Raw genomic sequence first — 11,520 nt, 5'->3', positions numbered from 1 at the left:
CGATTCTCACAGTCGGCTATGAGCCTTGAAGTCGAAGTCAGGGTCCTCGATCTGGGCTCGTGTCGGAATGTTATTACCCGCCAGTACTCGACGGGCTGCTGCCTGCATGGGCGGCCAGTTGAGTGTCTCGACGCCGACGAGCCGTGCATCTGGGCCAGAATCATCGAAGTGGAAGACCTGGAATTTCTTGCCGCTCGGATCGTGTCTGATAACCGACTCGGTGGCATCGGGGCTGGTCAGGCCCGCGGTGAAGACCTTTTCTGGGCCCTGGAAGCTCCAATGCCACGGGATATCAGACCAGGGTTCGGTGTTGTCGGCCTCGTCGGTACTCAACAGTTCGGCAAGATATTTGCCGTGGCTTTCGGCCACCGGTTCGCAGGCCCAGGGATGGTCAAGGGCGAAGGTGCCGTCGGTGATCTGCGCGCAATCACCTGCCGCCCAGACTCGGGCGTGAGATGTTGCCAATTTCTCATTCACCTCCCACGCCTCGGCGGGTCGGAGGCCATCGATGGGAATGAGCGCCGGACGGGCTCCGACACTGGTGACGAACAGGTTGTGAACGTCTGCCGGGATGTCATCCGGGCTGCTGGTGTGGGCAACGAACTTCACGCCGGCTTCTTTGTGCTTCTCAAACAGCACCTTGCGCACCGGAGCAGAGAGTTGTTTTCGCAGGGGTTCGTCTCCGCGCAGGTAGACGGTGGCCTCATGTCCGGCGGCGACCGCCGAAGTGGCGACTTCCATGCCCAGGTACCCGGAACCGAGGACGCCGACGTTGAGCGGGGTACCGGATTCGGCGACGAACTCACGGATCCATTCGGCCTCGGCCAGGTTGTACACAGGGAGGGCGTCCGGATAGCCGGGGATCTCCGGCCGGTTCGCCTCCATGCCAGTGGCAAGGATGCAGTGGGTGAAATCCAGGGTCTCCCTCGACGTCAAGTGGACGGTGCCGGCTGCTGGGGTACCGCCGGTGGGACCGGTCTGCTGGGACTGATCGGCCGCCTCGGCGAGGGTGATCTCTGTGGCCATGTCACGAACGAAGGTGATGAGCTCACCGGCCTCCAGGTGGAAGGGCAGGTGATACCGGGAGTCGTCGAAGAGGTGTTTCGACAGCGGCGGCCGTTCGCTGGTCTCCCCCGCAGCCGGGTCGACGAGCGTGACTGCCTGACCGCGTTCGCTGAGTTCCCGGGCGGCTGTGGTTCCGGCCAGCCCTGCACCGATGATGACGATCTTCTTTGCCATGTCTCCATGCTAGTCCGAGACAGTGGCTATGCGGGTTTTGTCGCTTTGGGGCGGACCGTCACAAGGGGGCAACATGAAACAGCCCCGCCGATGGTCGGCAGGGCTGTTTCCGCAGCGGCAGGGTGCTAACAAGCTTCACAGTTGTGTGGTTGCGCTGCCTCCACCGGTGCGATCGCCTGAAACCTTGGCCTTGGCGATCTGCGCAAGCGCGGAGACCTTCCCGCCCTTGAGTCCCCAATGCTGCGCGGAGTCTCCAGTGACCTTGATGAGTCCGAGACTCGGATCGTTGCGACCGCCCTCGAACCACGCAGCCGTCTCGTCATTCCACAGCTCGTCCATCTTGCCTTGGTCGTCGATGAATTCGACTCTGCCGGAGACCGAAAGCCAATTGCCCGCCTCGGCGACGGTGATATTGACCTGCGGGTTCTGGAGGAGTGCGACCGCCTGGTCTCCCTTCATGCCGAGGAAGAACCACACATCCGCATCGTCGGTGACCTGCTGGGGCACCATCGGATGCGCGAGCAGCTTGCCGTCGTCAAGGGCGGTCGTGAGCATCACGTACCCGCTGTCGCGGAGGATCTTCACGACGTCAGCCTGTTCCAGATTCTCAGTGTGTGTCATTGTTCGCTCCTATCGGTGTGCATCGAACGATGTGTGCTGAGGTCAGCCTGCAGTCATCGGACCTCAGGACTCGTCGTCTTGGGCCGCGGATTCATCGACGGCGGTGTGGGACCCATCAGGATTGCGATAGAGGGTCACTCCTTCGCCTTCGGCGGCGTCTTGGGCACGGTCCTCGACGTTGTCTTCGGTGTATCCGACCTTGGCATGGGAATCCATTTCGGAGGTCCCACCTAAAGGTTCAGTCGCCTCATCCAACTTTGCTGCGACATCGCGCGCTTTGTTCTCTGCGCCCGACTCGTCGCGTTGTTCTCTTGTCATGATCTCTTCCCTTCGCCGAGGATTCCCAATGCGGTTGTACGGTCATTCTCACATGGGTCTCCACCTGGCAACAGCCCCCTTGACCGGTCTCGGCTCACGCTGCCAGCGGCGGACCACCTCGGCGAGCAATCCTGACCGGGAGCATGGTGCATGAGGAACTGGCCCATGTTTAGACTGTGGGCATGGATGAAGAATCAGTCTCCGTGACAGAGATCCCCGATGGCGCCGCCATCATCGACGTTCGTGAGGACGACGAATGGGAGGCCGGGCACATCGAGGGCGCGCTGCACGTGCCGTTGGGTGAGCTGCCGACCCGACTCGATGATCTCCCCCTCGATGACGACATGTACGTCATCTGCCGCACCGGTGGACGCTCCCACCGCGCGGTCGCGTGGCTGACGAACAACGGCTTCGACGCCTATAACGTCGCCGGTGGCATGGGATCCTGGAACCTCGACCACGGCAAGCCGATCGTGTCAGAAAACGGCGAGGAGCCGTGGGTGAAGTAAGGGTCCTCGGCTGAGGAGCGCCTCAGCTATCCGGTGATTGCGGTCGGTGATCGTGATCATGCCGGTCTGCTCGCTTTGCCATCGAGCCAGAGGGTGTCCGATTCGTCGTTGTGGACCCCCTCGGTGCCGACATGCTTGCTGTCGATCTGCGGCCCCTTCTTGATGACGTGGACCAACGCCATGCCATGTCCGCGGCCGAGCCCGTAGTCGGTCTTGAGCCAATCGAGGATCACCCCGGCCTTCACCGCAGGATCGTCATAGCCGTGAGTCTTGGCGATGTCGATGAGTTCGCGTGGGGTCAGCCCCGTCTTGTCTTCGATGGTGTTAGTCCATGGACGCGAATTCGAAGGGCTACTTCGTCGGATCCGGGATCTCGTCGGGACGATAGTTCGGCAGTCGCGAGGCCGGCAGGGCCGCGACCAGACTGATGCCGGCGAGGATGAGAAACCCGATCTTGAGAGTACGCAGGCGCTGATCGGCATTGAGCTCCACGGCCTGCTCGACCTGAGCCGGCGTCGCCGTAGTCTCGGAGAGGACGTCTTCGAGTTCGTCGTTGCTGATGAAGTTGATGTTGTCGAGGTCGACCTGGGCGACGATGTCCTCGGGCAGGCCGGCATGGTCATCGACGGCGCTCATGATCCCCGCGCTCAACACGGTCACCAGCACGGCCCCCATCATCGCCGTGCCCACTGCCGAGGCGAGGTTCTGGGCTGTGCCGCGGATGGAGCCGACGTCGCCGGCCAGATGCTTCGGTGCTGCGGTGACGAGGACGTTGAACACGAGGGTGACGAGAGCGCCTTGACCGATGCCGAAGACGATGAGTCCGAGGATCGTCGGCAGCGTCTCCCAGTTGTTCGTGACCACGAAGGCCAGCCACACCAGTGCCACGGTGGTCAGGCCGAAGGAGAAGAGGGCGATCGTGCGTGGTGAGTAGCGCTTGTAGAAGCGGACGATCAAGGTTGCCGTGACGAAGACGGTGAGGTTGAACGGCAACATCGCCAACGACGTGTCGAAGGGGGTTCGGCCCTGCACCACCTGAATGTAGGTGGGGACGGTGAAGTTCACCGACGCCTCCATCGCGACGATGACGAACATCGCGTACACGGCGGCTCGCTCCGTGGGCCTCGAGAGCACACTGATGTCGACCAGCGGAATCTTGCCATCGGCGATGCGCCTGCGTGTCCACATGAAGAAGGCCTGGCCAAGGACTAGTCCGACGATGACGAAGACCGGTGCCGGTGACAGACCCGCGATGGAGAACGGGGCGCCGTCCTCGGCGCGGATGATGCCCCAGGCGTTGAGATTGTTGAATCCCATGGTCAGCAGCACGATCGCAGCCCCGATGAGCACCGAGGCGACGAGGTCGATGCGGATGCTGGGATCGCCCTTGTCCGAACGCAGTTTGAAGCTCAGGGCGAAGACGATGGCGGCCAGGCCGAGGGTGATGAAGAAGATGGGCCGCCATCCGACCAGAGTGCCCAGCGTGCCGCCGATGAGGAAGGCACTCATACCCGAGAACGCACGCGCCGACCCCAGCGAACCCACGGCAGCCGCCTGCTGTGATCCCCGATAGTTCTCCGCGATGAGCGCCACCAGGGCCGGAACGATGATGGCAGCGGCAGCACCGGCGAGGATCTGCCCGCCGATCACCCACGCCACTGTGCGCGAGAAGATCATCAGCAGCGACGATGCCGCGAAGACGATGAGCACGACCCTGAAGATGATGACCCAGCCGATACGCTGCCCGAGCTTCGCACCCGTCATCACCAGCGCTGCGACGGCGAGGCCGTAGACGACGATCGTCGACGAGGCGACGGTGGGCGCCACCCCGAAGTCCTCGACCATCCCGCCCAGAGAGATCGGGAGGGCTGACACGTTGAAGGACATGAGCACCTGGGCGAGGAACAGCCCGATCATGGGAGTCCAGGATGCACGAACCTCGGCGTGGTCGGTCTTTTCGGCCGGGGCAGTCATAGTGATTCCTTTCAGCGTTGATGAGGTGCGTGTGCTGGGGTGGAGGCGAAGAGATTGAGACCCAAGGCGCGGGAGAGGTCGAAGCAGGCCCGCTGGCCGCGGACGCTGTTGCCGGCGGAGTCGAGGCGCGGAGAGAACGTGCCGAGCGCACCCTTGCCCGGAGCGATGGCGACGATTCCGCCCGCGACTCCCGATTTGGCCGGCAGCCCGATCTCGAAGAGCCATTCACCGCTGTTCTCATACATTCCGCACGAAGCCAGCAATGCGAGGGTGTCACGGGCCACCTCGGCGGAGACCACGCGTTCGCCGGTCACCGGATTCACTCCCCCGTCTGCCAGAGTCGAACCCATCACCGCGAGATCGTGTGCGCTCACCGACAGTGAACACTGGCGGGTGTAGATGTCGACGCTGTCCAGAGGATCAGTGATGATCCTCCCGTAGCTCTCGAGCAGTCGGGCGAGCGCCTTGTTTCGCTGGTTGCTCTCGATCTCGGAGCGGTAGACCCGCCCGTCGAGCTCGAGATTTCTTCCCGCAAACCGGGAGAGTCCGCTGCGGATGGTCTCCCACTTCTCTGCCGGAGTCTCACCGGTCACCAGAGCCGTTGTGGCGATCGCCCCGGCATTGACCATCGAATTCATCGGATGCCCATCATTGAGTTCGATGGCCATCACAGAGTTGAAGGGCAGTCCCGTGTTGTTGACCCCGATGCGCTCGTGGACGAATTCGTGACTGCGGGCCTGGCAGACGAGGGCGAAGACGAAGGCCTTCGAGATCGACTGAATCGAGAAGGTCACGTCGATGTCGCCTGCCTCATGGGCGCGGCCGGCGATATCGATGAAGCTGAGGCCGAACCAGGTGGGATCCGCCTCGGCGAGGATGGGGATGTAGTCGGCGATCTCGCCGTCGTCGAGGTCACGATAACGGTGATGAGCCTCGGCGAGGATCCGGGCCGTTGCTGAAGGGCCGGGCAGCTCGCCGGTGTAAGCGCGCTGCTCGGGTCCTGCGGGTTCGCCTTCGAACACTTTCGACCGCCTCCTCGCGAACAGGGATTGTTGCCATTGATTGCCGCTTTCAGCCTAATCTCCTGCACGTGCCCTGGATAGGTGCCGACTGCGAATTTCCGGCGACGTTGGACTCTCGCCGTCCACGATGCAAGAACTGAAGGCTCAGGACTGTGTGCATCGGTTCGGGTTTGGCATTGTAGAAGTATGACTACTCGCGCCGGCCAGCTGGCCCAGGATCGGGATCTCGTTGACATCCCCGCACTGCTTGACTCGTATTACGATCTCGTCCCCGATTCCTCCGTGCCTGCACAGGCCGTGAGCTTCGGGACCTCGGGACACCGCGGGTCAAGCTTCAACCGTGCATTCAACGAAGCCCACATCGCAGCGATCACCGCCGCCATCGTCGACTTCCGCAAGAAACAGGGCATCTACGGGCCCGTCTACTTGGGCCGTGACACCCACGCACTGAGCGAACCCGCGTTCCTCACCGTGCTCGAGGTCCTGGCCGCCGCTGAGGTGCCCGCGCTCATCGATGAGCGTGACGGCTTCACTCCCACGCCGGTGCTCTCCCACGCGATCCTCGGCTTCAACGCGGGCAAGACCGCAACGGATGCACAGGCCGACGGCATCATCGTCACCCCAAGCCACAATCCACCCTCCGACGGCGGCATCAAATACAACCCACCGCACGGAGGGCCGGCCGGGTCTGAGACGACGACGTGGATCGCCGACCGTGCGAACTCCTACCTCGAAGCAGGATGGGAGAAGATTCCACGCACCGGGTTCCAACGGGCCTTCCACCTGGAGAACACCGAGAACTTCGACTTCATCTCCAACTATACCGAGGACCTCGAGTCGGTCATCGACCTCGATGTCATCCGCAGCTCCGACATCCACATCGGCGCCGATCCCCTGGGCGGAGCCAGCGTCGACTACTGGGCCGCGATCGCCGAGGACTTCGACCTCAATCTCACGGTCGTCCACCCCGAGATCGACCCCACCTGGTCATTCATGACCCTGGACTGGGACGAGAACATCCGCATGGACTGCTCCTCGCCCTACGCCATGGCCGGGCTCATCGCCTCCCGCAACGACTTCGACATCGCCACGGGCAATGACGCCGATGCCGACCGCCACGGCATCGTCACCCCCGATGCCGGGCTGATGAACCCCAACCACTATCTGGCGACTGCCATCGACTACCTGCTCGACAACCGACCCGAATGGTCCTCCAGCGCCGGCATCGGCAAGACGCTGGTCACCTCTTCGATCGTCGACCGAATCGTCGCCGCCCATGATCGGCGGCTGTTCGAGGTTCCCGTCGGGTTCAAATGGTTCGTCCCCGGACTCCTCGATTCGACACTGGCCTTCGGCGGTGAGGAATCTGCTGGCGCATCGTTCCTGCGTCGCAACGGCAAAGTCTGGTCGACTGACAAGGACGGCATCATCATGGCTCTGCTGGCCGCTGAGATGACCGCGAAGACCGGACAGACTCCATCCCAGCGCTATGCGGGACTGGCTGCGAACTTCGGCACCAGCGCCTACGCCCGCCAGGACGCCCCGGCCACCCGGGAGCAGAAGGCGAAACTGGGAGCACTCGACGCCTCCCAGGTGAAGGCGAAGACCGTCGGCGGTGAACCGGTGACCTCAACACTCACCTCGGCGCCGGGAAACAATGCCCCCATCGGCGGGCTCAAGGTCACGACCGAGAACTCCTGGTTCGCGGTGCGACCCTCCGGCACGGAGGACGTGTACAAGATCTACGCCGAGTCACTGCGCGATGAGGACCATCTGCGGGCCGTCCAGCACGACGCTCGGACATTGGTGGATGGGGTGCTGGAGTAGCCCGAAGCGGCTCCCAGCCACCAGCTGGTTACAGCTCGACGTCCTGATTCTGAGGCGGCAGAGCGGCGATGGCTGGGTGGTCCCGGCCGGTGTTGCCCAGGGCTGCAGCGCCTCCCGGCGAACCGAGCTCGTCGAAGAAGTCCACGTTATAGGTGTAGTAGTCCGCCCATTCCTCCGGGACATCGTCTTCATAGAAGATCGCCTCGACGGGGCAGACCGGTTCGCAGGCACCGCAGTCGATGCATTCGTCGGGATGGATGTAGAGACTGCGTTCACCTTCGTAGATGCAATCGACAGGACATTCGTCGACACACGACTTGTCCTTGACATCGATGCACGGCTGCGCGATCACGTAGGTCATGCGGGCCTCCGCTCTCTGCTCGGATCGTCCACTTCCTCTAAGTGACGAATGGGATGGATCTCAGAGCCCACTCTAGGCCTTCGAGCCCAGTCTTCATATGGCCCGGATCACGTCCGACGAGAACGAAGAACCACCTCGGCGAGGTCCGGTCACGATTGGGTTTCACTGTGCAGACGAAAACGTAGCAAACAGCGCTCTGCAACAACCGTGTGTCACAGTCTGGTCGACACCGCCAGGCAGTCGTTCGCACCGCGTCATCAGGCAATATTCGTTGTCGTATGGATCCGGTGGGTTCCGCGCGCTTGCGCGACCGCCGCAGGATTGCAGACAGCTCTTCTCCAGGCTGTGACCCTCTCCGAGTTTCCTCCCAGGCAGTGTGGTCCTGACTTCAAGTCCGAACGCAATACTGGCAGGCGTCGATGAGGTGTCACCGCTCCGGTGACCACACTCACCGCAGGCATCACACAGCGAATACGCCCCCTCGAAGAAGAAGGATCGACACCATGAAGACCACCATTCGCAATCGCGCAGCAGCTCTGGGAATCGCAGCCGTCGCCGGCCTCGCAGGAATCGGCCTGGCCAGTGGCCCCGCACTGGCGGCACCTGCACCCGCAGCGGTCACGAACTCAGACGCCGACGTCGCACCGCAATCGGTTCACTACCCGACGGATACCGGCATCTACGCCGATGAGCTCGTCAGGGCCTGGGGCGCGGGCAATGCGGAGCGGGTCGAAGGGTTCGCCACGCCTGAGGTCGTCGAGGCCCTGAACGAGCACGGCAATGATCATGCGACACATTGGGTCAAGACCGGCGGTGACGGAGCAGCAGGGACCATCTACTCGGACTATGAGAATACCGTCACTGGCGAGACGATGTCTGTCGGAGTTTCCAACGAAGAAGTGTCGAACGGCGGCGAATGGGGCGCACCCCACGGAGTCCACACGGTCCAGTTCGGCAACTGAGATGACGTCACCCGATACGGGTGGAACGAACCCCGCCCCTGAGAACTCAGGGGCGGGGTTCTTCACGTGCACGGGTGGGCGGGGCCACCTCGGCGACGGTGACCTTCCGAGGTGAAGCCAGCGTTACAGGTGCGACTCCGGAGCGTTCTGCACGTAGTCGTCGAGGGTGTCGTTCTTGTACGCGTCCTGGACCTTCTTCAGTTCCTCTTCGTCGACGTTGACGATCGACTGACCGTCACTCGAGGTTCCGACTCCCGCGGTTGGGGAGGTGAAGAACTCGATGTCGCCGGGACGGACGTCGCGCATCGCGAAGGCCGTGGCAGAGATGTACTGCGCGTCGAGACCGGAGTCGACGTACATGTACGGAGAGAAGTCCTTGACCATGTTCTGGATCTTCTTCGGATTCGACAGGGTGTCGGCGGAGATGATCTCGTTGGTCAATCCCCGAATAAAGGCCTGCTGGTTGCGGGCGCGCTGGAAGTCGCCGTCCTGGAAGGACTTGCGTTCGCGCACGAAGGTCAGCGCCTCGTCACCGTCAAGGACGTTCTCGCCCTTGGTGAAGGTGTAGCCGTTCTTCTCAAAGCTCTGCTCCGAGTTCACGGTCACCCCGCCGAGGCTGTCGGTCAGTGCCTTGAAGCCCTCGAAGTCGATGATCGCGACATGGTCGAGTTCCGTGCCGATGAAGTCCGAGATCGTAGACACGGCCAGGGGCAGGCCACCGGTCGACAGCGCGGAGTTGATCTTGGCCTTGCCGTGGCCTTCGATGTCGACCCAGCTGTCACGCGGGATCGACATGACTTGGACATTGGATCCGGACTCTGGGATGTGCATGACCATGATCGTGTCCGAGCGCAGTCCGCGGGAGTCATTGACGTCGACCTGGTCCATCGGCTCATCGGAGCCCAGCAGCAGGATGTTCGTGCCGCCGTCTTCCTTCTGATCGTCAGGACGCTGCGTGCCGAAGATCTGCTCGTCGGTGAGCTTGTTCGCGTTGTTGTCGAAGGTCCGACCCACGTTCCACAGGTAGAGACCTACGCCCAGGACGCCGAGGATGACGATCACGAGCAGGGCGACAAGGATCTTGCGCCAGACCTTCTTCTTTTTGCGTTTGGGACGCTGCGGTCGATCGTCCTGGCTGTCGAACAGATCATCGAAACTGCTGTTGTCCGTCATCGGCACTCCGGGTTTCAGTCAATGCGGCGTGGGTGCCGGCGGGAGAGGATTGCAATATCAGCAATTATATAGCTTTTGTTACATTCCCCCGGACACCTTGCCCCGGTGCGCGGCCGTGTCTTGCCTGTGACCTCGGTTCGTCCCCTGTTCAGCCCTTGTCTGCACCGTGCCGAGTCCTCGCCTGGTCCTCGCCGAGGTGACTCGACTCACCGGTAATAACGCCGTAGCCGTATGGTGGACGCTTGGTGCACTGGGTAGACTTTCCTGGTGTTCAACAACTATCGGGAAATTCTGTCTCTTCCCGGTGCTCTCAAGTTCTCCTTGGCCGGTCTTGTTGCGCGTATGCCGATCGCCGTTCTGAGCCTGGGAATCGTTCTCTTCATCCAAGGCGTGAGCGGATCCTACGGAATGGCAGGCATTGTCGCCGCTGTCTTCATGGTCGTGCAGGCGCTGGCGGGCCCCGGGATCGCTCGCATGGTCGACCGCCTGGGTCAGGCCCGGGTCATGGTGCCCATCGTCATCGTGCACCTGGTCGCCTTGGCCCTCCTCATCGTCAGCGTCTACGAGGACTGGTCGGTCGTCCTGCTGCTCGTCTTCGCCGGCATCGGCGGCGCCACCGTGGGTTCCGTCGGATCGCTCATCCGTTCCCGCTGGTCACATACGGTCAAGAGCCCGAACCAGCTCCAGACCGCGTTCTCCTGGGAGTCGGTGGCTGATGAGCTGCTCTTCGTCTCCGGACCCGTCGTAGCCACCGTACTCGCCACTGCCATATGGCCGCCGGCGGGCATCATCCTCTCAATGATCTCCTCTGCGCTCGGTTCAACGATGCTCTACATCCAGAAGTCGACCGAGCCTCCGCCGATCGAGCGCAGCACCGAGGCCAAGGGTCACGTCGTGTCGAACCCCGGCATCTTCGCGATCATCATCGTCAACGTGTTCCTCGGCGTGAACTTCGGCGCGATCGACGTCATCGCCGTGGCCTTCTCCGAGGAGCAGGGCGTGAAGTCCCTGGCCGGCGTGCTGCTCAGCGCTCTGGCGTTCGGGTCACTGCTGTGCGGTGCACTCTACGGCGCCAAGACCTGGAGCATGCCGAGCCATCACCGGTTCGGCATCGCCGTGTCACTCCTGGCCGTGACCGTCAGCCTCATGCTGCTGGCACAGAACATGTGGTCCTTCGGCGTGCTCCTGTTCTTCGTCGGCTCGACCATCGCCCCGAGCCTCATCGGAGCGAACTCCGTGGTCGAACAGCTGGCACCTCCCAGGCGCCTGACCGAGGCGTTCGCGTGGCTGGGCACCTCGCTGGCCTTCGGAGTCGCCTTCGGATCGGCCATCGCCGGCAACATCATCGACTCCGCGGATGCGAAGACCGCGATGCTGCTGCCCGCCGGCTGCGCCATCGTCGGTGCCGTGCTGGCACTCTCGCTGCTCAAGCGCCTCAACCCCTCGCGCTCGAGCCACGAAGCCCGGCTGCGCAAGGACGCCCTGCGGGGGTGAGTGGTTTGAGTGCCACTTCG

At 62.8% G+C, this 11,520-nt stretch carries 12 protein-coding genes; 4 read left to right on the top strand and 8 right to left on the bottom strand.

The window, feature by feature from the left end; translation table 11 throughout:
- Positions 1 to 6: 6 nt before the first annotated feature.
- From JFC13_RS13230 to JFC13_RS13220, 3 genes are all read right to left on the bottom strand, one after another.
- Positions 7 to 1,239, bottom strand: a complete 1,233-nt coding sequence (locus tag JFC13_RS13230) for an FAD-dependent oxidoreductase (protein ID WP_198397544.1) — start codon at positions 1,237 to 1,239, stop codon at positions 7 to 9.
- A 135-nt stretch (positions 1,240 to 1,374) separates the two neighbouring features.
- On the bottom strand, positions 1,375 to 1,860 hold the full coding sequence (locus JFC13_RS13225) for a pyridoxamine 5'-phosphate oxidase family protein (RefSeq protein WP_198397543.1): 486 nt from the start codon (positions 1,858 to 1,860) through the stop codon (positions 1,375 to 1,377).
- A 63-nt stretch (positions 1,861 to 1,923) separates the two neighbouring features.
- Positions 1,924 to 2,178, bottom strand: coding sequence for a hypothetical protein (locus JFC13_RS13220; protein WP_198397542.1), 255 nt, complete (start codon positions 2,176 to 2,178; stop codon positions 1,924 to 1,926).
- A gap of 182 nt (positions 2,179 to 2,360) precedes the next feature.
- Here JFC13_RS13220 and JFC13_RS13215 point away from each other — a divergent pair, with 182 nt between their 5' ends.
- On the top strand, positions 2,361 to 2,687 hold the full coding sequence (locus JFC13_RS13215) for a rhodanese-like domain-containing protein (RefSeq protein ID WP_143923694.1): 327 nt from the start codon (positions 2,361 to 2,363) through the stop codon (positions 2,685 to 2,687).
- Positions 2,688 to 2,743: 56 nt separating this feature from the next.
- Here the strand turns inward: JFC13_RS13215 and JFC13_RS13210 are convergent, their stop codons facing one another.
- The 3 genes from JFC13_RS13210 to glsA are packed head-to-tail and all read right to left on the bottom strand — an operon-like array spanning position 2,744 to position 5,683.
- Positions 2,744 to 3,052 carry a DUF4287 domain-containing protein gene (locus tag JFC13_RS13210; protein WP_198397641.1) on the bottom strand — a complete coding sequence of 103 codons (309 nt, stop codon included), beginning with the start codon at positions 3,050 to 3,052 and terminating at the stop codon, positions 2,744 to 2,746.
- Positions 3,039 to 4,661, bottom strand: a complete 1,623-nt coding sequence (locus JFC13_RS13205) for an MFS transporter (protein ID WP_232488588.1) — start codon at positions 4,659 to 4,661, stop codon at positions 3,039 to 3,041. Before JFC13_RS13205 ends, JFC13_RS13210 begins: the two co-directional genes overlap by 14 nt.
- A gap of 11 nt (positions 4,662 to 4,672) precedes the next feature.
- Entirely contained in the window at positions 4,673 to 5,683 is a 1,011-nt protein-coding gene (glsA, locus tag JFC13_RS13200; RefSeq protein ID WP_198397541.1) for a glutaminase A, read from the bottom strand.
- Between the two features lie 186 nt (positions 5,684 to 5,869).
- Here glsA and pgm point away from each other — a divergent pair, with 186 nt between their 5' ends.
- A complete protein-coding gene (gene pgm, locus JFC13_RS13195) occupies positions 5,870 to 7,510 on the top strand; it encodes a phosphoglucomutase (alpha-D-glucose-1,6-bisphosphate-dependent) (protein ID WP_198397540.1) in 1,641 nt (546 codons plus the stop codon).
- Positions 7,511 to 7,538: 28 nt separating this feature from the next.
- On the opposite strand, the gene fdxA is transcribed toward pgm, so the two are convergent.
- Positions 7,539 to 7,871 carry a ferredoxin gene (gene fdxA / locus JFC13_RS13190; protein WP_009884581.1) on the bottom strand — a complete coding sequence of 111 codons (333 nt, stop codon included), beginning with the start codon at positions 7,869 to 7,871 and terminating at the stop codon, positions 7,539 to 7,541.
- A gap of 503 nt (positions 7,872 to 8,374) precedes the next feature.
- On the opposite strand from fdxA, the gene JFC13_RS13185 reads away from it, so the two are divergent.
- A complete protein-coding gene (locus JFC13_RS13185) occupies positions 8,375 to 8,833 on the top strand; it encodes a hypothetical protein (protein WP_198397539.1) in 459 nt (152 codons plus the stop codon).
- A 123-nt stretch (positions 8,834 to 8,956) separates the two neighbouring features.
- Here the strand turns inward: JFC13_RS13185 and JFC13_RS13180 are convergent, their stop codons facing one another.
- Positions 8,957 to 10,006: an LCP family protein gene (locus JFC13_RS13180; protein ID WP_198397538.1), complete on the bottom strand. Its 1,050-nt coding sequence runs from the start codon at positions 10,004 to 10,006 to the stop codon at positions 8,957 to 8,959.
- Between the two features lie 267 nt (positions 10,007 to 10,273).
- On the opposite strand from JFC13_RS13180, the gene JFC13_RS13175 reads away from it, so the two are divergent.
- Positions 10,274 to 11,500: an MFS transporter gene (locus tag JFC13_RS13175; RefSeq protein WP_198397537.1), complete on the top strand. Its 1,227-nt coding sequence runs from the start codon at positions 10,274 to 10,276 to the stop codon at positions 11,498 to 11,500.
- Positions 11,501 to 11,520 lie beyond the last annotated feature (20 nt).

Origin of the sequence: Brevibacterium antiquum, from assembly GCF_016107655.1 — a bacterium.
Lineage (GTDB): Bacteria > Actinomycetota > Actinomycetes > Actinomycetales > Brevibacteriaceae > Brevibacterium > Brevibacterium antiquum.
Note: the sequence above shows the minus strand (reverse complement) of the source record. Positions and strands in the feature narration are given on the sequence as shown.

Excerpts from the sequence above, each read along its gene's own strand:
- JFC13_RS13230 (WP_198397544.1), bottom strand. The coding sequence starts at position 1,239 with ATGGCAAAGAAGATCGTCATCATCGGTGCAGGGCTGGCCGGAACCACA.
- JFC13_RS13225 (WP_198397543.1), bottom strand. The coding sequence starts at position 1,860 with ATGACACACACTGAGAATCTGGAACAGGCTGACGTCGTGAAGATCCTC.
- JFC13_RS13220 (WP_198397542.1), bottom strand. The coding sequence starts at position 2,178 with ATGACAAGAGAACAACGCGACGAGTCGGGCGCAGAGAACAAAGCGCGC.
- JFC13_RS13215 (WP_143923694.1), top strand. The coding sequence starts at position 2,361 with ATGGATGAAGAATCAGTCTCCGTGACAGAGATCCCCGATGGCGCCGCC.
- JFC13_RS13205 (WP_232488588.1), bottom strand. The coding sequence starts at position 4,661 with ATGACTGCCCCGGCCGAAAAGACCGACCACGCCGAGGTTCGTGCATCC.
- pgm (WP_198397540.1), top strand. The coding sequence starts at position 5,870 with ATGACTACTCGCGCCGGCCAGCTGGCCCAGGATCGGGATCTCGTTGAC.
- fdxA (WP_009884581.1), bottom strand. The coding sequence starts at position 7,871 with ATGACCTACGTGATCGCGCAGCCGTGCATCGATGTCAAGGACAAGTCG.
- JFC13_RS13185 (WP_198397539.1), top strand. The coding sequence starts at position 8,375 with ATGAAGACCACCATTCGCAATCGCGCAGCAGCTCTGGGAATCGCAGCC.
- JFC13_RS13180 (WP_198397538.1), bottom strand. The coding sequence starts at position 10,006 with ATGACGGACAACAGCAGTTTCGATGATCTGTTCGACAGCCAGGACGAT.